The organism is Bacillus sp. RAR_M1_44, from assembly GCF_020165935.1.
In the GTDB taxonomy this organism is placed as follows: domain Bacteria; phylum Bacillota; class Bacilli; order Bacillales; family Bacillaceae; genus Bacillus; species Bacillus altitudinis.
Genome location: NZ_JAIUKX010000001.1, coordinates 39,288 through 63,950, shown reverse-complemented (window position 1 = coordinate 63,950; position 24,663 = coordinate 39,288). Strand labels below are relative to the sequence as shown.

At 40.8% G+C, this 24,663-nt stretch carries 24 protein-coding genes; 18 read left to right on the top strand and 6 right to left on the bottom strand.

Translation table 11 applies throughout. From position 1 onward, the window contains the following. The first annotated feature begins 64 nt into the window (after positions 1 to 64). Positions 65 to 1,846 (top strand): DNA helicase RecQ, encoded by a 1,782-nt coding sequence (gene recQ, locus LCD34_RS00245; RefSeq protein WP_058214060.1) that lies wholly within the window; start codon positions 65 to 67, stop codon positions 1,844 to 1,846. Positions 1,847 to 2,102: 256 nt separating this feature from the next. Further along, a complete protein-coding gene (locus LCD34_RS00240) occupies positions 2,103 to 2,894 on the top strand; it encodes a LysM peptidoglycan-binding and 3D domain-containing protein (RefSeq protein WP_007500712.1) in 792 nt (263 codons plus the stop codon). Positions 2,895 to 3,043: 149 nt separating this feature from the next. Here LCD34_RS00240 and LCD34_RS00235 read toward each other — a convergent pair whose 3' ends face one another. Then, positions 3,044 to 3,550 (bottom strand): GNAT family N-acetyltransferase, encoded by a 507-nt coding sequence (locus LCD34_RS00235; protein WP_019743302.1) that lies wholly within the window; start codon positions 3,548 to 3,550, stop codon positions 3,044 to 3,046. 204 nt (positions 3,551 to 3,754) lie between these two features. Between LCD34_RS00235 and LCD34_RS00230 the strand changes: the two genes are divergently transcribed. The 4 genes from LCD34_RS00230 (at position 3,755) to prpB (ending at position 7,973) form a co-directional block, all read left to right on the top strand. Beyond that, positions 3,755 to 4,294, top strand: a complete 540-nt coding sequence (locus tag LCD34_RS00230; RefSeq protein ID WP_008346516.1) for a DUF420 domain-containing protein — start codon at positions 3,755 to 3,757, stop codon at positions 4,292 to 4,294. 167 nt (positions 4,295 to 4,461) lie between these two features. After that, positions 4,462 to 5,604 carry a citrate synthase gene (mmgD, locus tag LCD34_RS00225; RefSeq protein ID WP_224558387.1) on the top strand — a complete coding sequence of 381 codons (1,143 nt, stop codon included), beginning with the start codon at positions 4,462 to 4,464 and terminating at the stop codon, positions 5,602 to 5,604. 2 nt (positions 5,605 to 5,606) lie between these two features. Continuing rightward, positions 5,607 to 7,043 carry a bifunctional 2-methylcitrate dehydratase/aconitate hydratase gene (locus tag LCD34_RS00220; protein WP_224558386.1) on the top strand — a complete coding sequence of 479 codons (1,437 nt, stop codon included), beginning with the start codon at positions 5,607 to 5,609 and terminating at the stop codon, positions 7,041 to 7,043. 12 nt (positions 7,044 to 7,055) lie between these two features. Then, positions 7,056 to 7,973: a methylisocitrate lyase gene (prpB, locus tag LCD34_RS00215; protein WP_224558385.1), complete on the top strand. Its 918-nt coding sequence runs from the start codon at positions 7,056 to 7,058 to the stop codon at positions 7,971 to 7,973. 34 nt (positions 7,974 to 8,007) lie between these two features. On the opposite strand, the gene LCD34_RS00210 is transcribed toward prpB, so the two are convergent. Then, complete coding sequence (locus tag LCD34_RS00210; protein ID WP_017359484.1) at positions 8,008 to 8,670, bottom strand: lysozyme family protein; 663 nt, start codon at positions 8,668 to 8,670, stop codon at positions 8,008 to 8,010. A gap of 97 nt (positions 8,671 to 8,767) precedes the next feature. Then, positions 8,768 to 10,093: an APC family permease gene (locus tag LCD34_RS00205; protein WP_224558384.1), complete on the bottom strand. Its 1,326-nt coding sequence runs from the start codon at positions 10,091 to 10,093 to the stop codon at positions 8,768 to 8,770. 187 nt (positions 10,094 to 10,280) lie between these two features. Here LCD34_RS00205 and czrA point away from each other — a divergent pair, with 187 nt between their 5' ends. After that, positions 10,281 to 10,610 carry a Zn(II)-responsive metalloregulatory transcriptional repressor CzrA gene (gene czrA, locus LCD34_RS00200; protein ID WP_007500691.1) on the top strand — a complete coding sequence of 110 codons (330 nt, stop codon included), beginning with the start codon at positions 10,281 to 10,283 and terminating at the stop codon, positions 10,608 to 10,610. Between the two features lie 35 nt (positions 10,611 to 10,645). On the opposite strand, the gene LCD34_RS00195 is transcribed toward czrA, so the two are convergent. Further along, positions 10,646 to 11,170 carry a hypothetical protein gene (locus LCD34_RS00195; protein ID WP_019743306.1) on the bottom strand — a complete coding sequence of 175 codons (525 nt, stop codon included), beginning with the start codon at positions 11,168 to 11,170 and terminating at the stop codon, positions 10,646 to 10,648. Between the two features lie 118 nt (positions 11,171 to 11,288). Here LCD34_RS00195 and LCD34_RS00190 point away from each other — a divergent pair, with 118 nt between their 5' ends. From LCD34_RS00190 to LCD34_RS00160, 7 genes are all read left to right on the top strand, one after another. Next, complete coding sequence (locus tag LCD34_RS00190; protein WP_224558383.1) at positions 11,289 to 12,212, top strand: helix-turn-helix transcriptional regulator; 924 nt, start codon at positions 11,289 to 11,291, stop codon at positions 12,210 to 12,212. 53 nt (positions 12,213 to 12,265) lie between these two features. After that, positions 12,266 to 12,742: a GyrI-like domain-containing protein gene (locus tag LCD34_RS00185; protein WP_224558382.1), complete on the top strand. Its 477-nt coding sequence runs from the start codon at positions 12,266 to 12,268 to the stop codon at positions 12,740 to 12,742. 38 nt (positions 12,743 to 12,780) lie between these two features. Continuing rightward, positions 12,781 to 13,500, top strand: a complete 720-nt coding sequence (locus tag LCD34_RS00180) for an MBL fold metallo-hydrolase (RefSeq protein ID WP_008346532.1) — start codon at positions 12,781 to 12,783, stop codon at positions 13,498 to 13,500. 3 nt (positions 13,501 to 13,503) lie between these two features. Further along, positions 13,504 to 14,076: a TetR/AcrR family transcriptional regulator gene (locus tag LCD34_RS00175; protein WP_008346533.1), complete on the top strand. Its 573-nt coding sequence runs from the start codon at positions 13,504 to 13,506 to the stop codon at positions 14,074 to 14,076. Between the two features lie 151 nt (positions 14,077 to 14,227). Further along, positions 14,228 to 15,109 (top strand): hypothetical protein, encoded by an 882-nt coding sequence (locus LCD34_RS00170; protein WP_007500684.1) that lies wholly within the window; start codon positions 14,228 to 14,230, stop codon positions 15,107 to 15,109. Next, the gene (locus tag LCD34_RS00165) at positions 15,072 to 15,677 is read left to right on the top strand and encodes a DUF4166 domain-containing protein (RefSeq protein WP_224558381.1); all 606 of its coding nucleotides are present in this window, start codon (positions 15,072 to 15,074) and stop codon (positions 15,675 to 15,677) included. Before LCD34_RS00170 ends, LCD34_RS00165 begins: the two co-directional genes overlap by 38 nt. Beyond that, the gene (locus tag LCD34_RS00160; RefSeq protein WP_224558380.1) at positions 15,670 to 17,295 is read left to right on the top strand and encodes a YndJ family protein; all 1,626 of its coding nucleotides are present in this window, start codon (positions 15,670 to 15,672) and stop codon (positions 17,293 to 17,295) included. The genes LCD34_RS00165 and LCD34_RS00160 overlap by 8 nt, the downstream gene beginning before the upstream one ends. On the opposite strand, the gene LCD34_RS00155 is transcribed toward LCD34_RS00160, so the two are convergent. After that, the gene (locus LCD34_RS00155) at positions 17,292 to 17,771 is read right to left on the bottom strand and encodes a hypothetical protein (protein WP_007500681.1); all 480 of its coding nucleotides are present in this window, start codon (positions 17,769 to 17,771) and stop codon (positions 17,292 to 17,294) included. The two genes, LCD34_RS00160 and LCD34_RS00155, sit on opposite strands and share 4 nt — an antisense overlap. A 244-nt stretch (positions 17,772 to 18,015) precedes the next feature. On the opposite strand from LCD34_RS00155, the gene csaA reads away from it, so the two are divergent. The 3 genes from csaA to LCD34_RS00140 all read left to right on the top strand — a co-directional run bounded on the left by csaA (position 18,016) and on the right by LCD34_RS00140 (position 21,890). Continuing rightward, positions 18,016 to 18,348 (top strand): chaperone CsaA, encoded by a 333-nt coding sequence (gene csaA / locus LCD34_RS00150; RefSeq protein ID WP_017367427.1) that lies wholly within the window; start codon positions 18,016 to 18,018, stop codon positions 18,346 to 18,348. A gap of 518 nt (positions 18,349 to 18,866) precedes the next feature. Beyond that, entirely contained in the window at positions 18,867 to 20,258 is a 1,392-nt protein-coding gene (locus LCD34_RS00145; protein ID WP_007500679.1) for an MFS transporter, read from the top strand. Positions 20,259 to 20,282: 24 nt separating this feature from the next. Continuing rightward, a complete protein-coding gene (locus LCD34_RS00140) occupies positions 20,283 to 21,890 on the top strand; it encodes a glycoside hydrolase family 43 protein (RefSeq protein WP_224558379.1) in 1,608 nt (535 codons plus the stop codon). A gap of 46 nt (positions 21,891 to 21,936) precedes the next feature. Here the strand turns inward: LCD34_RS00140 and LCD34_RS00135 are convergent, their stop codons facing one another. Continuing rightward, on the bottom strand, positions 21,937 to 23,097 hold the full coding sequence (locus LCD34_RS00135; RefSeq protein WP_224558378.1) for an ROK family transcriptional regulator: 1,161 nt from the start codon (positions 23,095 to 23,097) through the stop codon (positions 21,937 to 21,939). Positions 23,098 to 23,310: 213 nt separating this feature from the next. On the opposite strand from LCD34_RS00135, the gene xylA reads away from it, so the two are divergent. Continuing rightward, entirely contained in the window at positions 23,311 to 24,648 is a 1,338-nt protein-coding gene (gene xylA / locus LCD34_RS00130; RefSeq protein WP_224558377.1) for a xylose isomerase, read from the top strand. Positions 24,649 to 24,663: the final 15 nt, after the last annotated feature.

The following is a 24,663-nucleotide window of genomic DNA, read 5'->3' as shown; positions in this document are numbered from 1 at the left end:
GACCGAATGTGGATGGACAAATGTATGTTAAAATAGACAAAACAAACGACGGAGAGGGAATTGGATGTTACAACAAGCTGAAGCACTTCTTAAACAATATTATGGCTTTGATGCTTTTAGACAAGGACAAAAACAAGCCATTGAATCGATTGTGAATAAACGGAAGGATACGGTCTGCATTATGCCGACAGGTGGAGGGAAATCGGTTTGCTACCAGATTCCTGCCCTTATGATGGAAGGAACGACAATCGTTGTATCTCCGCTTATTTCTTTAATGAAAGATCAGGTTGATGCGTTAAATGAGATGGGAATACGATCGTCCTTTTTAAATAGTACACTTTCAGCAGGTGAAATGAATACAAGGCTGAAAAAATGTGAACAGGGGGAGTATGATTTGCTTTATATCACCCCTGAACGCTTACAAAATGAACGTTTTTTTCAGCTGCTTGATCGATTGACGATTCCTTTAATGGCTATAGATGAAGCGCACTGTATATCTGAGTGGGGACATGATTTTAGACCGAGCTATCGCTTTATACAAGAATGTGTAAACAAGCTTTCAAAAAGGCCTGTTATTGTAGCATTGACAGCCACTGCTACAAAGAAGGTCCAACAGGATATATGTGAGCAACTTGGCATGGACGAAGAAGAAACAATCTTTACTGGTTTTGCTAGAGAAAATTTGTCTTTTCAAGTAGTGAAAGGGCAAAACAGCGACCAATTCATCACACAATATATGAAGAAAAACAGTCTTGAGTCAGGCATTATTTATACAGCCACACGAAAAGAAGCAGATCAAATTTATCATCGTCTAAAAAAGCAAAAGATCAAAGCGGGTGTTTATCACGGAGGATTAGATGATGAAGTGAGAGAAGAACAGCAAAATCTTTTTTTAAATGATGATATTCAAGTAATGGTAGCTACATCTGCATTTGGTATGGGGATTAATAAGTCTAATGTGCGTTTTGTCATTCATCATCAAATTCCAAGAGATATTGAAAGTTACTACCAAGAAGCAGGACGTGCCGGGAGAGACGGGCTTGAAAGTGAATGCATTTTGCTGTTTTCACCGCAAGGCGTACGCGTGCAGCGCTTTCTCATTGAACAATCAACAGAAGATGAAGTACGGTATCAGCATGAATTGCTCAAGCTGAGACAAATGGTAGACTACTGTCATACGGAACAGTGCCTTCAGCAATTTGTGATGGACTACTTTGACCAATCATCAAGTGCCCCTTGTCAAAAATGCAGCAACTGTCTAGACGAGAGAGAGCGTGAAGACGTCACGAGAGAAGCACAAATGGTTTTGTCGTGTACCGTTAGAATGAACGAACGATTCGGAAAAATGATGATTGCTCAAGTATTAGCCGGCTCTAAAAACAAAAAAGTGCTTGATTTTGGTTTCGACCGGCTTCCTACTTATGCTTTAATGAAACAGCATTCAGCCCAACATATCAGTGATTTCATTGAATTTTTAATTACGGAAGAGTATTTACACATGTCTGAAGGAGCTTTTCCAACACTAAAAGTGACACAAAAAGGAAAGAAAGTGTTAGTGGGGCAGGAGACCGTCTATAAAAAGCAGGCGATAAAGGCAGAGGCTATTCAAGAAAATGATGGATTATTTGAGCAGTTAAGAATGGTCAGAATGAAGTTGGCAAGAGAACAGGGCGTTCCGCCATTTGTTGTCTTTTCTGATCAAACATTGAAGGAAATGTCAGCAGTAGAGCCTAAAACAGAAGAAGAACTTTTAAATATTAAAGGTGTCGGCGCACAAAAAAGAGAGAAATATGGAGATGTTTTTTTAGAAGAAATTCGTTTATTTATAGAAAAAGAGAAAAAATAAAGAGTTTGAAGAAGGAAAATAAATTTTTTTCGTTTCACTTGGACGCGTTTTCATCATGATGATTTCCATCTCTTCAAAACCTTGATATGATGCGGAATTGAGCCATTTAGTGGGCTGATTTACCAATGGAGAGAGATGTTTCATGTAAAGGAACTGTAATCTAAAACATATCGTTTTGTTATTGAAATGACATTTACATATGTTACGATAGCACTCGTTAGCCGCCATAAAAAGCTAACAAGGGAGGATTTACTTTATGAAGAAGACTATTATGTCCTTGGTTGCTGTTGCAGCAATCTCAACAACAGCATTAGGAGCACAGCAAGCTTCTGCAAAGGAAATCACTGTACAGAAAGGTGATACACTTTGGGGAATCTCTCAAAAAAATGATGTGTCTCTAAAGGACCTAAAGGGTTGGAACAATTTATCTACAGACATGATCTATGTAGGAGATAAATTGACAATCTCTTCAAAAGAGAAAACTCAGGAGCAGTACAAAGTCCAGAAGGGGGACAGCCTCTGGAAAATCGCTCAAAAATTCAATGTGTCAATTAGCGATATTAAGTCTTGGAATAACTTAAACTCAGATATAATTATGATTGGTTCAACACTAAGTGTTGCTGGTCAAAGCTCAGCTCCGGTAAGCTCAGAACCTGTTCAAAAACAGGCACCTGTCCAAAAAGAGCAAACAACGAAAAAAGCTGCTCCTAAAAAGGAAACAGCTAAAGCAGAATCATCTTCTGCTAGTCAAAGTGTTCAAAAAGAAATGACTGTAACGGCTACGGCTTATACAGCAAATGATGGTGGCATCTCAGGTATCACTGCAACAGGGGTAAACTTAAACAAAAACCCAAATGCAAAAGTAATCGCAGTAGATCCTAATGTCATTCCATTAGGAAGTAAGGTTTATGTTGAAGGCTACGGTGAAGCCATCGCAGCAGATACTGGCGGCGCAATTAAAGGTAACAAAATTGATGTACACGTACCAAGCAAATCCCAAGCTAAAAATTGGGGCGTAAAATCAGTCAAAGTGAAAGTACTTAACTAGTAGTCTATTGTTTTTGGAAGAAAGCATCAGGTGGCGGCCTGATGCTTTTATTATACCTTTTTTTGGCCGGAAATACACATATTTTTCTGAAAAATTCGCATTTTCGACAAAAACCAGCGTATAAGCTCTCAACGCTGGTTTTTGTGTCGTTAGCTGTCCACCCAATAAATTTCTCCGCTTTGCTCTTTCCAATTAATTTGGACATCAAAATGGTGTTTTTCATAAAAATGAATCAGGCGGTCCACATGGTTCCAATCTCTTTTGACGAGGTCGCCAGTAATGACTGGAATGTTTTGCTCTCTTGCGATTTCTTTTAAATGCTTCATACAAATTGATCCATAGCCATTATCAGGCGGGCCTTTAATATCGGCAATGTGAATCTTTCCTTCTTCAGGATATTCCGCGATCAAGGAAAAATCAGATTGTCCGCGAAAAGCTTTTTCGCAATCGCTTAACATGATTTTGCACGTCTCTGCATTCTCAATTGCAGAGACGATCATCCATTCATCTTCCTTCGCTTGATCAATGCCAATAATCTTTGCTTTTTTTGAAATATCTTTTATATTTTCTTGCATTCGATACATTTGGAACTGCAACTGCTGTAATTCTTGCTCTAATGTCTTCACATCTTTTGTTGTTTCCTGTAAGATTGACAAGTCTATTGCTCCTTTCATAGAAGAGTTGATAAAAACCACACAAATTCCCATTCTAAAGGAAGTGAGTGGATCTTTCAAGCCGCTAGAAGGCAGGCAATCGGCAAGTTTGTCTAAAATTCGACGAAGACAGCGAATTCATTGACTTTAGAGAGAAAGTTAAATAACATACTCTTAGTCGGAACTAATAAAGAGAGGTTTTCAAACATGAACGAACAGAATCAAAAACCGAAAAATTTCACCGGCATTGTTGTCTTTTTAACAATTGCCATAAATGGCTTAATTGCTTTATTATTTTTCATGCCAAAAACAGATAAATTTAGTCATCTGGATATTACATTTCTGCCGTTACTGAATGCCGTGATGAACAGTTTTACGTTTATCTTTTTACTTTCAGCGCTCATTATGATTAAACAAAAGAACATTAAAGCCCATAGACGATTTATCTTTGCGGCTTTTTCAACAACACTTGTCTTTTTAATTTCGTATGTGACGTATCATTCAATGGCAGCTGATACACACTTCGGGGGAGAAGGAATCATTCGTCCGATTTACTTCTTTATTCTCATCACACATATCGTCTTATCTGCCGTCATTGTACCGCTTGCACTGATCACTCTCTTTAGAGGCGCACAAATGCAAGTCGAACGTCATCGTAAAATTGCCAGATGGACCATGCCTCTTTGGCTCTATGTCAGTCTAACCGGTGTCATCGTATATATCATGATTTCTCCATACTACAGCTAACGTATGTCCATTTGGACATACGTTCTTTTATTTACAAGATGAAGTGCTTTGGATAAAATGGGAATTGGGTATCCGACTTGCACGGTATCTTCCCACCTATAGAATCACATCATGTCTGGCCGTTTGCTCGTTTGGAGAACACAATTGAACGAAACGGGGGTTATATGATGACTGAACAATTGCAGTACAAACCGGGGCTTGAAGACATTGTGGCAAGCGAAACGTCAATTTCGTTCCTAGATGTCCAGCAAGAAGAAATTGTGATTCGCGGTTATGACCTCATCGAGCTGGCACAAAACAAGACGTACTTAGAAACAGCCTATCTGCTCATTTACGGAAGATTACCAGATGCAATGGAATATCACCAATTTCAGCAAGATATTTCCTCACAAACAAGCTTACATCCAACCATTCAAACCATTTTGACAAAACTGCCAAAAACCACTCACCCAATGGATGCCATGAGAACGTGTTTATCTGCTCTTGCAGGGTACGATGAACAACTGAATGATCGATCAGAAGTATGCCAACAAGCGCGTGCCGTTCGATTACTTGGCCAGCTGCCAGCGATTGTTGCGGGAAGCTATCATATTCTCACACAAGACACCACACCTACTCCAGACCAGACCAAATCCTACACTGAAAACTTTCTAGCGATGTTAACAGGCCGCACTCCGGCACAAGACGAAATCAAAGCATTTGACCAAACACTCACGCTTTATAGTGAGCATGAGCTGCCGAATTCAACATTTGCAGCAAGAGTCATTGCATCTACTCATTCTGACATGTATGGTGCTTTTACTGGAGCGATTTCTTCATTAAAAGGTGACTTACACGGAGGCGCAAACGAAGCAGTCATGCACATGCTGCTCGAAGGCAAAACAACAGAAGGTTTCCTTTCGCTCATCGAACGTAAATTAGCCGCAAAAGAAAAAATGATGGGCTTTGGACACCGGGTATATATGAGAAAAATGGACCCAAGAGCGGCTCTTTTAAAACGATCGTTGAAAACGCTTACCGAATCAAAAGGAGACACGACGTTGTATGACATGTGCGTCGCAGGCGAGGCATACATGAAAGAAAAGAAAAACCTCTATCCAAACCTTGATTATTACGCAGCACCGATTTATTACGTGCTCGGCATTCCTATTTCACTATATACACCGATTTTCTTTGCTGCGAGAGCAAGCGGATTAGCAGCGCATGTCATCGAGCAGCATTCACACAATCGGATTTTTAGACCGAGAGTAAGGTATTTAGGACCAAGAGGATTAAAAGTCTCAAATGATGAAGGAAAAACGGGGGAATGAAGATGAATAAAACAGCAGTAGCCAATCAAACAGATCAACTATTAGAAGACATCGCAGCCTATGCCGTGGATGGAGAAATTACGAGCAAAGAGGCCATTGAAACAGCTCGGTATGTACTCATGGATACACTCGGCTGCGGAATGCTGGCGCTCAACTTTCCAGAATGTACGAAGCATCTTGGACCCATCGTACCTGGAACTGTTGTCCCTAACGGAGCAAGAGTGCCCGGCACTTCATTTGTATTAGATCCTGTTCAAGCGGCGTTTAATATAGGATGTATGATCCGTTGGTTAGATTATAATGACACGTGGCTTGCACAGGAGTGGGGCCATCCCTCAGATAACCTGGGCGGGATATTGGCTATAAGCGATTATATCAGCAGAACGAGGCTTGCAAACGGAGAAGAACCGCTTTCGATGAATGACGTACTGCATGCGATTGTAAAGGCACATGAAATACAAGGTGTTCTTGCTTTAGAAAATTGTTTGAATCGAAATGGCTTGGATCATGTTCTTTTTGTCAAGGTGGCATCAAGTGCAGTCGTATGTGCAATGCTTGGCGGAACGAAAGAAGATGTGCAGCATGTGTTATCACAAGCTTTTGTGGATAATTCACCGCTTAGAACATACCGGCATGCCCCGAACACAGGATCAAGGAAATCGTGGGCAGCAGGGGATGCTACAAGCCGTGCGGTGAGACTGGCGATGATGACATTGAAAGGAGAAATGGGCTATCAAACGCCCCTCAGTGCAGAAAAGTGGGGATTTGAAGATGTGTTAATGAAAGGAAAACCACTCACACTTGCCCAGCCGCTCGGGTCATATGTGATCGAAAATGTACTCTTTAAAATTGCCTATCCAGCAGAATTTCATGCGCAAACTGCCGCTGAGGCCGCTGTCATTCTACATGACGCGGTAAAAGACCGTTTAGATGAGATTGACAGGATAGAGATTACGACACATGAATCAGCCATTCGAATTATTGATAAAAAAGGACCGCTTTACAACCCGGCAGACCGTGACCATTGCTTGCAGTATATTACAGCCATTGGGTTAATCTATGGTGAGCTGACCGCTGATCATTATGAAGAAGAAACGGCGCAGAATCCGCTCATTGACCGTTTGCGTGATCAAATGATCGTCAAAGAAGATAAACAGTATACAGAAGACTATTTAGATCCGAAAAAGAGATCAATTGCAAACTGTGTTCAAATCTTCTTTAAAGACGGAACGATGACAGATCGAATCGAAATTGAATATCCGCTGGGTCATCGCAGAAGAAGGCAGGAAGGGATCCCGCTGCTTGAAAAGAAATGGGCATATCATTTGAAAACGAGATTTCCACAAAAACAAGTCGATCAAATTGTTTCACTTTGTCAAAATCCAAATCAATTAAAAACAACGACAGTACCAGCATTTATGGATTTATTTGTCATATAAGGGGGGGCTAGTGTGTGGATCGTGAATGATGAAGTAAATCAAGCTGACTTAGCCGCAGCTTTTAAAGAGCAAATGCACAAATCCGCTTTATTTCAAATTCCAGGCGTTCACGATGGAATGTCTGCGCTCTATGCGAGGAAAATGGGATTTCAAGGGCTTTATTTATCGGGTGCCGCTTTTTGCGCAAGCAAAGGGCTTCCTGACCTTGGTATGATTCATTCCACTGAAATGGCGGAAAAGGCAAAGGAAATCATTCGAGCTTCTCAGCTGCCTCTTTTAGTTGATATGGATACTGGCTATGGCGGTGTATTAAATGCAGCCAGAGCAGCAAAAGAGATGGTTGAGAGCAAGGTAGCGGCTGTTCAAATTGAAGATCAGCAAATGCCGAAGAAATGCGGACATTTAAACGGAAAATTACTTGTTTCTGTAGAAGAAATGATGGCGAAAATCAAAGCGATCAAACAAGCGGCACCTACACTTCTCGTCATCGCAAGAACGGATGCGAAGTCAGTAAACGGGATGGAGGATGTCATTCACCGGGCTAATCTCTATCTAGAAGCAGGAGCAGATGCCATTTTTCCTGAGGCGCTGATTACAGCAGAAGATTTCACGTATGCTTCAAACAATATAAAAGGGCCGCTCCTTGCAAACATGACGGAGTTTGGAAAAACACCTTATTATCATACAGACGAATTTTCTATGTTTGGCTTTCAAATGGTGATTTATCCTGTATCATCCCTGAGAGTTGCTGCAAAAGCGTATGAGCGTTTATTTACAGAGATTAAGGAAAAAGGGACGCAGCAGGGAATGCTGGAGGACATGCAAACGAGAAAAGAACTATATGAAACGATTCATTATGATGAATATGAAGAAATGGATCAGCATTTAGCCAAAACGATCCTGCCGGAAATCGGGAAAGAGCATTCATAAAATGAAAAGCACTTCCGTTTAGGAAGTGCTTTTTTTACGATGATGGTGTGGATGATGAAGCCAATTTCATCTTTTCTTCAACTGTTTTCGTTTTTTCTTTTACTTTTTCAGCATAAGTGAAATCACCGTAGCAATACGGATAGCGAAAGTTATCTTTGTCGCCCCCGCATGTATAGACTTCAGGGTTTCGCTTCACTTGCTTTTTGGAGTATTGCTTTGCCAATTTTTCGGAATGTTTTCCCCCGTTTTTTGCAACAAAATCAATATAGCCGATTCCCATGTTATAGCTTTGAATAATGGTTTCCAAATCAACGCCTTTTTTCTTCCCATGCTTGTACATAGTCGAAAAATGATGGACTCCTTGTTTAATGCTTTTCTGAGGGTCATTGATTTCATTTCGTTTCAAACCAAGAGATTCAGAGGACTGCATTGGATCTCCGCCTCTGCCTTTTGATTCTTGATACATCATACCGAGAATTAACGCGGTATATTGATCTAAATCTTGATCTCTTAACTCTGTTTCTACAAGCGGTTTGTAATCATCCAATCTCGACAAAACAATTGATTCCGTATCAATCGGCAGCTTTTTTAACTCCTTTTGATTAAAGGAAATGACAATGGCCGCTAATACGCAAACAAACAGAAAAATCGTGAAACAGCCTGAAATGGCAAAACATCCTGTTTTTTTCTTTTTCAAGGTCAGTTCACCCCTGTTTTGCCCCGCTTTTAAAAGGGAAGTACAGCCTTTATATTATGCCATATCCTGCACAGGATACCAAGTGAAAACCTTATATTCAATCATAACCAAACGTAAATTCTGTTCTTGTTTTCAGTCTATAGCAGAAATAAACAAAACCGATCATGAGCCACACCATGCCGATGATTAATGCATTTGTACTGATGCTTGTTAAGAGCCAAATACAAAAAGCCGTTCCGCAAAGAGGGATGATGGCATACCTCAGTGTGTTTAATACACCTCTTTGTTTTTGTTTGATGAAATAGTAGGCGAAAACAGACAAGTTAACAAACGTAAATCCAATTAATGCCCCGAAGCTGATAAACGAGTAAATGACCTCAAGCTCACCAATAACTGCGGTTAACGAGAAAACACCAATTAATAAAATATTAAATACAGGCGTTTTCAATGTTGGGTGAATATAACCGAAGAAACGCTTTGGTAATGATTGATCTCTTCCCATCGCATACAAGAGTCTTGCGGCACTCGCATGTGATGATAGGGAGGAAGAGATGACAGCGACCATGGTGCCGGCTAAAAAGAATGAGTGGAGAAACGCGCCGCCTACAAATTCCGCAATTTCAAGTGATGCGGCATCTGGATGCTTGAACTGTTGAAAATTTGGAAACACCTGCTGTAAAAAATAAGAGGTGAGGGTAAACAGCACACCTCCAATGGCGACCGTTAAAAATATGGCGAGAGGAATCGTTCTTTTTGGTTTAATTGTTTCCTCAGACATGGTCGAAATCGCATCAAATCCTAGAAAAGAAAAACATAAAATCGTCGCGCCGGAAAAAATAAGGGCGGGATCTAAGCTCGCTGAATAAAACGGACGGGTTGACAGTATCTCTCCCGTGCCTGCATGCTGCGTGAGCCCATAAACAATAAACCCAACAAATGTCACAGCGACAATCACCTGAAAGGTCACAAATAGCGCTGTAATGTTGGCTGTAAGACGTATACCGATTACATTGACAGTCGTTATGGCGATAGCAAGTATGATGATCCAAATGTAATGAGGTACATTAGGAAAGGCTGCGGTTAAATAAGCACTTCCGATTGCAAAATTCACCATAGGCAAAAATAAATAGTCTAGCAATAGTGTCCAGCCTACAAGAAAGCCAACGTGAGGATGAATACTTTTTTGCGCGTATGTATATGCAGATCCTGCTTTTGGAAAAGCCTTCACCATATTCCCATAGCTAAGCGCTGTCAATAGTAATGCCAGTAAAGTAAAGATATAAGCTGCAGCAACGTGTCCTTTCGTCAGCTGAGCAACAATGCCGTATGAATCAAATACGACAAGTGGGTCCATATAAGCAAGCCCGATCACAACAAGCGGAAAAACAGTCAGGCTGCGTTTTAGTCTTGGCTCTTCAGTCAATTTGCCTATCAGCTCCTCTAAAAAAATGTATAAATAATGCTCATTTTAAAAAGAATGCTACCACGTGTCAATGCTATTTGAATAAATCTTTTTTCAAAAGGTGTGGAAGCTTTGCATGCTACACGTTTTGGTATATGATGATACATAGAATAAGTCGTGAGTTGACTGACAAGAAAGGTGAAGCGAAATGAAGGAAGAACTGAATACAAATCAAGAACAGGAACGGATGGAGCTGGACGAAGAAAGTCTATTTCTTGTCTCCCAAACATTTAAAGCCTTATCTGATCCGACGCGTATTCGTATTCTGCATTTGCTGTCTCAAGGTGAACATTCAGTAAATGATATAGCAGAAACACTAAACCTTATGCAATCAACCGTATCTCATCAGCTGCGCTTTTTAAAAAATCTTCGTCTCGTGAAATCTAGACGAGCAGGGACCTCGATTTTTTACAGTCCTGAAGATCAGCATGTGATGGAAGTGCTTGAACAAATGATACACCATGCACAGCATGATTGAGAAAAAACCTTCCTACTTTTATATAGGAAGGTTTTTTATGCATGATGTACATGGGTTGATCGTTTATTTGCTTTCATCATTTGATAAGAAAACACAATATAGTAAGCCGCTAGAAGGAAAAAGCTGAGTATTGTCAGCGCATCATCGCTGACAATATGCTGATACAATTCAACGATATCCATTTTGGTGATCGCATGTGTTGTCAGATTGACCGATTTAAATGCTAGCCTAGATAAAAACAAACATAAAATAAAGCTTTCAATCCATTTACTTGTTTTCATATACAGCCGGCCATTTTCTAATTTCATCTGAATCGTCTGATAGGCGTGAACGGCGAGACTGCTCCCGAAGATCATGCCAATGACGGCATAGATAAAAATACTGTGATTTTGCCATCCTTCTGATAAGAGAATAAGGGCAGTGAGACTAAATACATACATTCTCATGAAAAGATTTACCGGGCGCACAAGCTGATAGCGTCTCATTCGATTCATTCGAATGATGATCCAGACGAGCATGACGATCCCGATCATGAACAACTGCCATACGTGATGTGTCATGATGCAACCTCCTCCTGCACAGGCAGGGATGTAAACGAATGCTGGCTGTTACTTATCATTACCATTCTTTCTTTTTTTATCAAATCAAAACCTGTATTTATGAAAAAGAGGAAAAGTCATGAAAATCGATCGCATTTTGTCCATTGTGATGATACTGATTAGCAAACGGCAAGTACAGGCGAAAGACCTCGCTGAACTACATGAAGTGAGCGTAAGAACCATATACCGTGACATTGATACGATTAATCAAGCGGGGATTCCAGTTGTCACAAAACAAGGCGCAGGGGGTGGAATTTCACTCGTTGACGACTATCGTCTAGAGAAAAAATTATTCACCGATGATGATATTGAACTGATTTTAACAGCTCTTGAAAGCATTACGAGTGCATACACCTTTAAAGAAAGTGAACATGTACTAAAGAAAATGAAATCCCTGATCCCGCCTCAAAATGAGAAACAGCAACTTGTCTTTATTGATTTAAGCTCTTGGGGGAAAGACAGCTACTTAGAAAAGAAGCTCCAGCTCATTCATACCGCTGCCTCAGCGCATCAATATATCCAGTTCACCTATCGCAATGCAAAAGGCGAAACACTTCCTAGAAAAGTAGAGCCTTATACACTTGTCTTAAAAGGAAGACACTGGTATTTGTATGCGTATTGCTGCGTGAAAAAAGCGTTTCGCCTGTTTAAACTCAAAAGAATGTCAGACCTTATCACGCATTCAGTATCTTTTCTTCCTAAACGAATAAAAAATGAAGACAAGCCTTGGAATGATTCTTGGCATGAAGAACCTTCCGTCAGTACACTAACGCTCAGGTTGACTGAAGATTCTGTTGGTAAAGTGAAGGAATGGATAGATGAAAATGAATTCATCGTATGTGCAGATGGTACCTATCTTGCCACAATCACATTGCCTCAGGATGATTGGTTATATAGCTTTCTTTTTTATTTAGGGCCAGATGTTGACATTGTCTCTCCGCCATCCGTTCGGGAAGCGTTTGATCTCAAGTTGAAACAATTTCAAAAACCAAAAGGAACTTGACATAATGTTGTCAGGTTTCTTTTTATATGATGGAAAAAAGGAGATGAGAATGTATGTACGATATCGTGATTTTACAGAAACAATGGATCAAGGGATTATCTGTTCGAACAACAAATGAAATGGAGCAAACAAACGAGCGGAAGATTGCACCGCTTTGGCAGCAATTTTTCACGCAGCAGCTCGACGGGGGCCATGCGCCAGTCATAGGGCTGTATTCAGATTATGAAAAGGATGAAAATGGCGCTTATTTGTTCACAGCGGGGCAATTGGTTGACCAGCAGCTAGCACAAGATGCAAAAGAGATTCCAGGCTCCACCTACGCAAGATTTCAAACGAGAAAGGGCCCGATTGAAGAGGTTGTGTTTGAAACATGGCAGCAGATTTGGAGTTGGGATCAGCGTTATTTGCGAACATATACTGGCGATTTTGAATGGTACGACGAACGATCGATTGATCCAAAAGAAGCGCAAATTGATATTTATATTGCAGTCGATGAAAAAATAGTTGCTAAAACTAATACTATTAGTTAATATAAAACTAACGACATTAGTTTTAGGGGGAAAACAAGATGAGAGTGACAACATTTGACCGTTTGCACCAGCTTACACTCATGCCGCGTATTTTTCCGGTAAATTGTTATGTATTTGAGGAAGAGAATGAACTCATCTTAATTGATGCAGCTTTGAAAATGGCAGCAAGCTCGATAATTGAATTTGCACATCAATTAAACAAACCCATTAACAAAATTATTCTGACTCATAGTCATATGGATCATATTGGCGCACTAGATGAAGTGAAAAAGGCTTTTCCAGAGGCAGTTGTTTATTTATCGAAACGAGATGCTCGCCTGTTTGCTGGCGATTTCTCTTTACTTCCTGGTGAGCCGAAGAAAAAAGTCAAAGGCAGTTTTTCAAAAGACATTCACACAAAACCAGACGTACTTGTTGAAGAAGGGGACGAGATTGGGTCACTTAAAGTCATTGCCACACCAGGACATACACCAGGAAGCATCTCTTTATACGATGAAAAGTCAGGGATTGTCATTGCGGGTGATGCAGTTGTGACAAAAGGCGGTTTATTTGTAACGGGTGAGTTTCGCTTCACTTTCCCATTCCCGGCTTTTGCCACTTGGGATGCAGAAACAGCACTAAAAAGCGCTGAAAAATTACTGGCATTTCCCTTGTCTTGTCTCGCAGCAGGACACGGTGATCTCATCATAGAGCCTGAGGCAAAGCTCAGAGCCGCTATCGAAAAAAGGAAGCATCAGCTACAAAAGGGAGGACAGTAAGCCATGTCTCCAAGAATGGGTATCACACAAGAAAAAATTGTTGAATCTGCCATCGAATTTGTCGATGAAGAGGGCTTTTCCGCTTTGACTATTGCTACATTGTCCAAACGGCTTAACATCAGACCACCATCTCTTTACAACCATATATCCGGTCTTCATGAAATACAGGCAGCTCTTGCTGTTAAGGGGCTGACAATGCTTTGTGAGGCCGGCAAACAAGTAACAGCGGGGCTGGAAAAAGAAGACGCTGTTTTAGCATTTGCAAGACAATATGTTCAATTTGTTCGTCAGCATCCCGGTCTTTATGAGGCTGCTTTTTCACATATGAATGAAAAAGAAGTCAGTGTGGCTGCAGAGAATCTTGCTGATTTTGTCCAATCCATCATGTCTCGTTTTGGTGTAAAAGAAGAGGACATGACACATGTCGTCAGAGGTCTCAGAAGCTTACTGCACGGCTTTGGAGATATTTCAAACAAAAAAGGATTTCAACGGAAAGAACAGCTTGAAGATAGTGTGAGCTATGCGGTCCGTCTTTATATTGCAGGCATCAAAGAGCAAGAAGATCTGTCTCATTGACAGGTCTTTTTTATGTATCGAACCGATATGATGAAGGAGATGTAAACAAATCAAAACATTTTTTGGGCAAAAAACCAATAAAGATTTGACAGTTTTGTGAAACATGGTATGCTTATTATGTGAAATAATTCACATAGAGGAGTAGAGGCAGATGAAAAGAAAGCCTGTTTATGTGGAAACAACCATTCAAGCACCTATTGAAAAAGTATGGGAGTATACGCAAAATCCAAAGCTTCATGAACAATGGGATTTGCGATTTTCGACAATTTCATTAAATGGACCTAGTGATGAACAGCCCCAATCCTTTTTGTATGAGAAACACCTTGGATTTGGCATTAGTGTAACTGGGACAGGAGCGTATCGAACGAGCGTGAAGGATGAGCGTCATGAAAGAGCATCCTCACTTCAATTTAAATCATCACACCCTTTGTCTTTCATCAAAGAAGGCGGAGGGTATTGGAAATACATGAAAACGAATGATCACATTGTGTTTCAAACGCAATTTGATTATGAAACAAAGGAAGGAAAAGGGTGGAAATGGGCAGACCGGTTCTTTTTTCGGCCAATGATGGGGTTTATGACTGCCTTTAGCTTTGGCGCATTAAAGACGTGGCTTGAAAAGGGAACGCATCCCCGTTTGCTTCTTGAAAGAACACTTGCCCATTATGGCATTTGTTTGTTGTTTGCCATCGTCTGGTTATGTCAAGCGATCATTCCTTTTTCACCTTCTGCTTTTGATCATAGCACCGGATTTCGATTGTTTTATGCGCTATTAGGTGTATCATGGCTCATGCCTAAACTGCCAAAAAAATATATATTTATCCTTCAAAGCATTTTTCTGCTACTGATGCTTGGTATAGGGATTTTATCGCCAGAAACGACTCTGCACGAGCCGCTGGTGCTGAGTGCATTTTTCATTTTATCCGTTGCAGGAATGATTAATTTAAAAGATTGTGTAGATGTGTTTTCGATCAAACGAAAAAGGGGAGGTAGACATGGTCGTTCATCATCATCAAGTAAAGGACTACGATAAGCTGCATCCAACATTAAAAGAACGTTATAACCGCGCGTTTACGGCCGAAGGCATCATGGAGGAAATAGGAGGCGGGACAAAGCTCATCCGATTGTTATTCAAAGTCGGTCCATTGTTTCGCTGTTTTTTTCCTGAAAGAGGGCGAAATATTCCCTTCCAAATTGTGAACAAGCCTTTTACGACAAGTAAGGGAGAAGAAGGGATGCACTGGTTTCGAACGTTCTATTTTCCTGACAAGGAAAGACATTTTGATGCAGATATGATCATTGATCAGAAGAGCCATCAAGTACTAGACTACTTTGGAAAACCTAGGCTTCTTGTGTCAGAGCTTCATTTTACAGTCACGGAAAAAGGATTCTTGCACATTCAATCAGGTAAGCAAAAGTTTTTGCTGTTTGGGCGGGAGTGGCCGCTCCCTTCTTGGCTTTATGGTGAATCTGATGTAACAGAAGGGTACGATGAGCGTGCAGGTGAGTATACGATTGATGTTCAAGTGAAAAATCGCCTTTTTGGCACTCTTTTTACGTATAAGGGCCGGTTTACGGAAAGGGTGTCATCTCATGAATAAATGGCATTTGATGTGTAGCATCGTGTTGATGGCTTGCTTTCTCCTTACACGTTTGACGACAGCTCCCATACCAGAATTTTTTGTTTTGATTGTGATTTTATTTTTTCTTCCCGCTTTCTTACACTTTTTTTATCAGGAAGAGAAGAAACGGCAGCAGAAGGGGCTGATCGGCTTCATAATGAAAGCCTTTCCAGTAGCAGCTCTATGTGCAACAGGCGCATTCATTTATCATTCTCTTTGGCTTGCATTGGGATGGCTTTTCTTTACAATGATTCTGGCTTTATTTGGTTTCACCCGTTTGCTGAAAAGAGGAGCCCATCCGCTTCATGAGCTGATGATCGATGGCGCATGTATGTATATCGCTCTAGGTGGACTTTGGTTCTGGCTGTACATAGCAGATATACAAGTGATGACATTTTCACCGATGATTGTACTTTTGACCGCTATTCATTTTCATTATTCGGCTTTTTTTATCCCTATCTTTTATGGATTATTGGGGAGGCAGCGGAAAAAAGAGACGACGCTATACAAAGTGGGTGGCTGGGTTATTTTACTGTCGCCAGTGATGATTGCTGTTGGAATCAGCTATTCTCGCCTGTTTGATACGTTCAGCGTCGTTCTTTATGTGATCGCACTTTATTTGTATGGAATTTTATGTATGACAACTTCTTTTCGTTCAACTGTCGCAAAAGGGTTTGTTGTGTTTTCTAGCATCATGTTAATGGGAACGATCGTCCTATCATTCCTTTATTCTGCCGGAATGCTTTTACATGTTACCTACATCAGCATGGATCAAATGATTTGGTTTCATGGCAGTATCAATGCAAGTTTGGTTATTTTACCAGGCCTCATTGGATGGTTGATTGAAAGACCAGCTGATCGATTGAAACAGAAGGATTTTCCGGTATCGAGAGTTCACGGTCGTTTTCAGATCATGTCTTTTCAACATGACGACATGCAGCATGATGAGAAGATTGGTTTAGTCGATTCTCTTGACCAATTAAATGGAAAGGCATTTTCAGCAGAGAGTGTGTCACCTGTTATTCGCAGATTTTATGAAGACCCGATGTCCTTTACGTTAAAAGCAGCCGTCTGTTTTCATTGGTGGGTAAGGCCGTTTGTCTTTTTGCTTCAACCTGTTTTTAGACAACTAGGACAGCTCTATTTAGGGTCATCACGAATGCCATATGAAATGTCGGGGAGTCTTTCAAGATTTCAACATCCTCTTGAAGAAAGGGAGAATGTACGTGTGTGGGTCAGGCGCAATGAGAAAGGCGAGCAAGTCTTTTATGCGCTCTATGCTCAGCACCATGATGAAGAGACAGTCTATATGAATATTGCTTTGCCGCTTCCTTTTTCACAGCTTACGGCAATTTTAAAACCTTTGAATGAAAAGGAAGATTTTCTATTAAAAAGTAAAAGTCCAAAAGGCAGTACGGGCGATGAAGGATTGTATTTGCATACGTCTTTCATCACCATGAAACTGCCAATGGAAGAAAGCTTTCATATGAAAGCAGAGACGGAAAAAAGTCTCACAGCAATTCATCAAATGAAGTTATTCGGTATTCCTTTTTTAACGATTCAGTATCAAATCGCCAGTGAAAGCCCCTCATCTTAGTCAATGATGTCGCATGGTTCACCGTGACGAATGATGTTCACAATCGCTTGCCCATCACTCGGATGATGATCTGCATACTGTACTGGCAGTAAAGCAAAAAATACATAGTAGACTGAGAAGTAAGCAAATTGATAGAAAAATTGATGTTCTGGCAGGAAATCATTGGCGATCATTGTATTCAATATGAGAACACTGAGCAGGTTGCATAATGATCCGCCTAAGTAGACAAGTATGTGTGAGAAACGGTTATTTCTCCTCATTTCTTCATAGTGGCAAAATGCATCTAGAAAATAGATTCTTCTAATTTCAACGACGCCTATTTTCAATACTTTTTTGCCTCGGCCAAGTGCAAACGAAACCTTTGCTCCAAACAGCCATGCGACTACAATATGGCCCAGCTGATGCAAGATGGCAACGATAGGAAGAATGACGAAAAACGACCAGCAAAACGTCCACATATCTGATAATGTAAACAAGTGTTAACCCTCCCTGATATATTTGGGAGGAAGCAGTAGGATTATTTGCCATTTTACCGAATTCATTTTCATGATGCAAATATTTAATAGACTACTATAAAATGATTATGTAAACTAAAAAGGATTTTCAATGAATAGTCTTTTTAACCCTTTCTTTTAGAAGAGTAGGGTGTGCTACAATTAAGAAATTAGTGGAAGACAAGTGGTCATCTTTTATGAAAGATTGAAAGGGAGAGAGATTCTAATGGCAGATATTGAACAGTTTTTAGCATTAGACATTCGTGTTGGGACGATAGTAGAAGCAGAGTTCTTTGCAGAAGCGAGAGTGCCTGCTTTCAAGCTGAAGATTGACTTTGGGGATGAGATTGGCATAAAACAATCTAGTGCACAGCTGACAAAACGTTATCAGGCTGAGAATCTCACTGGGAAACAAATTATTGCAGTGGTCAATTTCCCGCCAAGAAGAATTGCCGGGTTTAAATCAGAGGTGCTTGTCTTAGGAGGCATGCCGTCAAAAGAAGACGTTGTCCTGCTTGCCACCGATGAGCCGGTTGAAAATGGCACCAAAATAGGGTAAGAAAAAAGACATCTTCATCAGAAGATGTCTTTTGCGTATTGAGGCGGAATAACCACACGCCACATTCGTGTATGTCTCAAAGAGACGTGTTACCCGACTTACACAATTCAGCTCATCGCTTGATTAATATAGCATGGGATTGGTATGAATGCAACCATTATTTGAGTTCTCTTTGTTTTTGGAAGATAAAAAGAAGGTTCATCTCCTCATATCTTAGAAAAAATGACAAGAAATCAATTATTTGGATTATTTTTTCGAAAAATATTGAAAAGTCAGATCATATTTTATAAAATGAATTCATCTTAGTTTGTTTAATCGATAAACTAAGATAGCGATCATCTATTGATCTATTGTTTAAAGCGAATGATTTGCTGCTGTGTGGGCTAAGCTGAAAGAAAGAGATGTTCAGCTTCATTTTTACAACAAATTGAAAGCGCTTTATTTTTCGACCTATTGATTGCTGCTGCCCTGCACCATCTGTCCGCTAGAAGAGGCTAAGTGAAGAAGGGAGAAAACTCATGGTGAGTGAGAATTTAAAGAAGATTCGTATGTCTGAAAAAGTGGGGTATGCTTCAGGAGATTTCGCATGTAATTTAATTTATGCAACTGTCTCTACGTATCTATTATTTTTTTATACGGATGTGTATGGATTATCAGCAGCAGCAGCAGGGACGATGTTTTTGGTGGTTCGGGCCATTGATGCGCTTGCAGATCCGTTTATTGGGGCGATGGTTGACCGAACGAACAGCCGTTTTGGCCGGTTTAGACCTTATTTGTTATTTGGTGCGTTACCTTTTGCCGTTCTTGCCATTCTTTGTTTTACGACACCGGATTTTTCCGAAATGGGAAAACTCATTTATGCGTACATCACGTATGTTGGTTTATCGCTTACATACACGTTCATCAATGTTCCTTATGGTGCTTTAACTTCCGCAATGACAAGAAATAACCAAGAGGTCGTCAGTATTACGTCTGTTCGTATGCTTTTTGCAAATCTCGGTGGTTTAGTGGTTGCTTTTTTTGTTCCGTTTCTTGCGACGTTTTTGAGTGATACAACAGGAAATACAGCACTTGGCTGGCAGATCACGATGGCATTTCTCGGCGTACTTGGGGGCGGATTACTGATTTTCTGTTTTAAAAGTACGAATGAGCGCGTCACGCTTCAAAAGCCAGAGGAAAAGATCAAGTTCAGTGATCTCTTTGTCCAGTTACGAGTGAATCGTCCGCTTGTTGTGTTAAGCATATTTTTTATCATTATCTTTGGTGTGAACTCGATCAGCAACTCAGTCGGGATCTATTATGTGACGTATAACCTCGGCAGAGAAGATTTAGTGAAGTGGTACGGCCTGATTGGCAGTCTGCCAGCTTTAATGGTGTTGCCGTTTATTCCTAAGCTACACAAGTTGTTAGGAAAGAAAAAGCTGCTGAATTATTCATTATTGCTGAATATTGTAGGCCTTCTTGCCTTACTTGTGATCCCGCCGAGTCAAATCACTTTAATACTTATTTTCAGGCTCGTTGCGGCTGCAGGGAGTATTACAGCAGGTGCTTACATGTGGGCACTCATTCCTGAAACCGTTGAATATGGCGAATATAAAACAGGGAAAAGAATGGGTGGACTGATTTACGCAGTGATTGGCTTCTTCTTTAAATTTGGGATGGCCTTAGGCGGCATCGTTCCAGGGCTTGTCCTTGACCGATTTGGTTATATTGCAAATCAAGTGCAAACACCAGAAGCTTTACTGGGCATTTTAATCACGACAACGGTGATTCCTGTATGCTTACTCATTTTAGCGATGGTTGATATTAATTTTTATAACCTAGATGAAGAAAAACATAAAAAAGTCATACGAGAGCTTGAGAATAGAGATAAGGTGTATATCGATCATATGGACGACTTTAAAATGTAGCTCTCTGAAAGAGGAGGAAGTTCAATGAACATTACCAATCCAGTGCTCAAAGGGTTTAACCCTGACCCAAGTATTTGCCGTGCGGGAGAGGACTATTACATGGCGGTTTCTACATTTGAATGGTTCCCGGGGGTGCAAATTTATCACTCGAAGGATCTCGTCCACTGGCGGCTCGCCGCGCGTCCCTTGCAAAAAATTTCTCAACTCGATATGAAAGGAAATCCAGATTCCGGCGGGGTTTGGGCGCCGTGTTTAAGTTATGCGGATGGTCAGTTTTGGCTCATCTATTCTGATATTAAAGTAGTAGATGGTCCGTTTAAGGATGGTCATAATTATTTGGTCACAGCTGATGCAGTAGATGGCGAGTGGAGCGATCCGGTTCGACTCAATAGTTCTGGGTTTGATCCTTCCTTGTTCCATGATCCAAGCGGAAAGAAATACGTGTTGAATATGCTGTGGGACCATCGAGAAAAACATCACTCCTTTGCAGGTATAGCCTTGCAGGAATATAGTGTATCTGAAAAAAAACTAGTTGGTGAGCGGAAGGTCATTTTTAAAGGCACGCCAATCAAACTGACAGAAGCCCCACATCTTTATTACATCAATGATGTCTATTATTTATTAACAGCTGAAGGGGGCACACGTTACGAACATGCAGCCACAATCGCTCGTTCCTCGCGTATTGATGGGCCGTATGAGGTTCATCCTGACAACCCAATTTTAACGGCTTTTCACGCGCCTAGCCATCCACTACAAAAATGCGGGCATGCTTCCATTGTACAAACGCATACAAATGAATGGTATTTGGCTCATCTGACTGGCCGCCCAATTCATTCAAGGAAGGAATCCATTTTTCAGCAAAGAGGCTGGTGCCCTTTAGGAAGAGAGACAGCCATACAAAAGCTTGAATGGAAAGATGGCTGGCCGTATGTGGTAGGCGGAAAAGAGGGGCTTCTAGAGGTTGAAGCGCCTGCGATGAGCGTAAAAGAGTTCTCTCCAACCTATCACATAGTCGATGAATTTAAAGATTCATCGTTAAATAGACATTTTCAAACATTAAGAATCCCATTTACGGATCAGATTGGTTCAGTGACGGAAAATCCTCATCATTTAAGGCTGTATGGGCAGGAATCTTTAACGTCTAAATTTACCCAAGCATTTGTTGCGAGGCGCTGGCAAAGCTTTTATTTTGAAGCAGAGACAGCGGTTTCCTTCTTTCCGAAAAACTTTCAGCAAGCGGCAGGTCTTGTGAATTATTATAATACGGAAAATTGGACTGCACTTCAGGTGACTTATGACGAGGCGCTTGGCCGTATCCTTGAATTATCTGTGTGTGAAAATCTGACCTTTTCTCAGCCGCTGATCAAAAAAATCATCATCCCAGACGAGATTCCGTATGTGTATTTAAAAGTGACCGTTCAGAGAGAGACGTACACGTATTCTTATTCTTTTGATCAACAAGAGTGGGAAAAAATAGATGTACCGCTTGAATCGACTCATTTATCAGATGATTTTATTCGAGGAGGGGGGTTCTTTACAGGGGCTTTTGTTGGAATGCAGTGCCAAGACACAAGCGGTGAACATCTGCCTGCCGATTTTAAGTATTTTCGATACGAAGAAACAACTGAATAAAAAAAGACAACACTCTAAAGGCTGTCTCTCTTTAACATGTATTCCATTATGGTGAAGGCGTGACATCACGCAAAAAAGCTTCAGTGACAAGAGATGTCATCCCTAAGGCTGGTGCGTTTTGTCCTAATGATGAAGGAAGCAGCTCCACCCGTGAGCTGAATTGTGCATCCATTCTAGAGGATACTTCATCTTGAATAACACTTAGAACGGTCTGCTCAGATTCAATGACCTTGTTTCGTAAAATAACGGCTTGTGGGTTGAAGGTATGCAGAACGTTTGTGAGACCTACCCCAATGTAAAAGCCAAAGTTACGCAAGGCATTGAGTGTCTTCATATCATTTAACTTCGCCAGTCGCTCAATATCTTGATAGGTGAATGGCTGACCATCTGTTTGGAGCGATTGGAACAGTGCCTTTTCAGATGCATACAGTTCCCAGCAACCACGATTTCCGCAGCTACATGTCGGTCCATTAAAGTCGATCGTCATATGTCCCATTTCACCAGAAAAACCGTTCGTGCCTCTATATAAATGATGATTGATAATGATGCCTATTCCAATACCAGTGCCGATACTTGCATAGATCAGATGGTCATAATGTTTAGCAGCACCAAAGATTTTTTCACCGTACGCACCGGCATTTGCTTCATTCTCGATAAAAACCGGTACTTGGAATGTGTCTTGGAGACTTGTTTTTAGATCGACATTTTTCCATTTTGAATGAGGCGTAAACACAATTTGTTCATCTGCATCGACCAGACCAGGTATACAAATCCCTATACCAATCAGCCCGTATGGAGAAGAAGGAATGTGTGAACGTAACTGCTGAATCAATTCAATTAAAATACGGACGGTCACATCAGGTGTGCTGGATGGGAGCTTGAGCTGCTCATTATGAATCATCGACCCTTCAAGGTCTGTTAAAATGCCGTTGACATAATCAACACCGACATCAATGCCGATAGAGTAACCTGCACGTTTATTAAACATGAGAAGCACGGGTCTTCTTCCGCCGCTAGATTCGCCTTGACCGATTTCATAAACAAGATGTTCTTTCATTAATGTACTCACTTGAGAAGAAACGGTCGATTTATTTAACCCAGTGCGTTCAGATAATTTTGCTCTGGAAATTGGTGCATGGTGCAGAATTTCGTTTAGCAATAGCTTTTGATTTATTTTTTTCACAAAGTTCTGATCCGCAATATCCATTGTATCCACTCCATTTGTTTCGTCTTTAGATTAAGTGAAGAAAAGCCATTTTTTGTCGTGTTTATTCTCTATAAAACATGCTTTTCACTTTATTATAACGAAAATATTTCTAAAAAACTAAAAAATATAGAAAATTCAAAGAGATTAGTTGGTCAACTTGTTCATTTGTTTGTTGAATCAACTTACTAAGTGAATATATAGGGGGAATCACTTATGGTCAAATCAAATATGACTTCGTTAAGTCGTTTACAGGGGATTGGCAACATTCAATATGAAGGAAAACATTCAAAGAACCCATTCGCATTTAAATATTATGATCCGAGCGAAATGATTGGCGGAAAATCAATGAAAGATCACCTGCGATTCTCCGTCGCTTATTGGCATACACTGACTGCTGATGGAACAGACATGTTTGGAACTGGCACGATGAAAAGGGCCTGGGATTCTTATAGCGGAATGGATTTGGCGAAAGCTAGATTGGAAGTGGCTTTTCAGCTCTTTGATCTATTGGATGTTCCGTATTTTTCATTCCATGACCGTGATATTGCACCAGAGGGCGACACGCTTCAAGAGACCAATCAGCAGTTAGACATCATCATAGAAAGAATGAAAGATTACATGCAGCAAAGCGGGGTTCGGCTTCTATGGAACACGGCTAATATGTTTAAGCATCCAAGATTTGTTCACGGTGCAGCGACATCCTGTCATGCCGATGTATTTGCCTATGCAGCTGCACAAGTGAAAAAGGGCATCGAAACAGCAAAGGAACTCGGCGCAGAAAATTATGTTTTCTGGGGAGGACGAGAAGGTTACGACACACTACTGAATACAGATATGAAAAGAGAGCTTGACCATTTGGCGACCTTTTTGCATATGGCGGTCGATTATGCAAAAGAAATTGGATTTACAGGTCAATTTTTAATTGAGCCAAAGCCGAAGGAACCGACAACTCATCAATATGATACGGATGCAGCGACATCAATCGCCTTTTTAAAACAATATGGATTGGATACACACTTTAAATTAAATATCGAGGCCAATCATGCGACATTAGCGGGTCATACGTTTGAGCATGAGCTGCGTGTAGCAAGAATTCATGGACTGCTCGGTTCCGTTGATGCCAACCAAGGAAACTCCCTTCTAGGCTGGGACACAGATGAATTCCCAACGGATTTATATGCCACAACACTCGCCATGTATGAAATTTTGCAAAATGGCGGACTTGGAACAGGCGGTCTCAATTTTGATGCAAAAGTCAGAAGAGCCTCCTTTGAACTGGAAGATCTTCTGTATGCCCATATTGCGGGGATGGATGCATTCGCAAAAGGGCTGCGGGTGGCTCATAGACTCATAGAAGACCGTGTGTTTGAAGATGTGATCAAGCACCGGTACCGTAGTTTTTCTGAAGGAATTGGACGGGAGATTTCAGAAGGAAAGGCAAACTTTCATACATTAGAAGAATATGCACTGAAACATCCGCTCATCAAAAACGAATCTGGCAGAGAGGAACAGCTGAAAGCCAGATTAAATCAATATTTGTTAGAAGATTAATGGAGCGGGCTGATG

What these genes read in the sequence shown, in the direction of transcription:
- recQ (WP_058214060.1), top strand. Translation starts at nt 65, where the DNA reads ATGTTACAACAAGCTGAAGCACTTCTTAAACAATATTATGGCTTTGAT.
- LCD34_RS00240 (WP_007500712.1), top strand. Translation starts at nt 2,103, where the DNA reads ATGAAGAAGACTATTATGTCCTTGGTTGCTGTTGCAGCAATCTCAACA.
- LCD34_RS00230 (WP_008346516.1), top strand. Translation starts at nt 3,755, where the DNA reads ATGAACGAACAGAATCAAAAACCGAAAAATTTCACCGGCATTGTTGTC.
- mmgD (WP_224558387.1), top strand. Translation starts at nt 4,462, where the DNA reads ATGACTGAACAATTGCAGTACAAACCGGGGCTTGAAGACATTGTGGCA.
- LCD34_RS00220 (WP_224558386.1), top strand. Translation starts at nt 5,607, where the DNA reads ATGAATAAAACAGCAGTAGCCAATCAAACAGATCAACTATTAGAAGAC.
- czrA (WP_007500691.1), top strand. Translation starts at nt 10,281, where the DNA reads ATGAAGGAAGAACTGAATACAAATCAAGAACAGGAACGGATGGAGCTG.
- LCD34_RS00195 (WP_019743306.1), bottom strand. Translation starts at nt 11,170, where the DNA reads ATGACACATCACGTATGGCAGTTGTTCATGATCGGGATCGTCATGCTC.
- LCD34_RS00190 (WP_224558383.1), top strand. Translation starts at nt 11,289, where the DNA reads ATGAAAATCGATCGCATTTTGTCCATTGTGATGATACTGATTAGCAAA.
- LCD34_RS00185 (WP_224558382.1), top strand. Translation starts at nt 12,266, where the DNA reads ATGTACGATATCGTGATTTTACAGAAACAATGGATCAAGGGATTATCT.
- LCD34_RS00180 (WP_008346532.1), top strand. Translation starts at nt 12,781, where the DNA reads ATGAGAGTGACAACATTTGACCGTTTGCACCAGCTTACACTCATGCCG.
- LCD34_RS00175 (WP_008346533.1), top strand. Translation starts at nt 13,504, where the DNA reads ATGTCTCCAAGAATGGGTATCACACAAGAAAAAATTGTTGAATCTGCC.
- LCD34_RS00170 (WP_007500684.1), top strand. Translation starts at nt 14,228, where the DNA reads ATGAAAAGAAAGCCTGTTTATGTGGAAACAACCATTCAAGCACCTATT.
- LCD34_RS00165 (WP_224558381.1), top strand. Translation starts at nt 15,072, where the DNA reads ATGGTCGTTCATCATCATCAAGTAAAGGACTACGATAAGCTGCATCCA.
- LCD34_RS00160 (WP_224558380.1), top strand. Translation starts at nt 15,670, where the DNA reads ATGAATAAATGGCATTTGATGTGTAGCATCGTGTTGATGGCTTGCTTT.
- csaA (WP_017367427.1), top strand. Translation starts at nt 18,016, where the DNA reads ATGGCAGATATTGAACAGTTTTTAGCATTAGACATTCGTGTTGGGACG.
- LCD34_RS00145 (WP_007500679.1), top strand. Translation starts at nt 18,867, where the DNA reads ATGGTGAGTGAGAATTTAAAGAAGATTCGTATGTCTGAAAAAGTGGGG.
- LCD34_RS00140 (WP_224558379.1), top strand. Translation starts at nt 20,283, where the DNA reads ATGAACATTACCAATCCAGTGCTCAAAGGGTTTAACCCTGACCCAAGT.
- LCD34_RS00135 (WP_224558378.1), bottom strand. Translation starts at nt 23,097, where the DNA reads ATGGATATTGCGGATCAGAACTTTGTGAAAAAAATAAATCAAAAGCTA.
- xylA (WP_224558377.1), top strand. Translation starts at nt 23,311, where the DNA reads ATGGTCAAATCAAATATGACTTCGTTAAGTCGTTTACAGGGGATTGGC.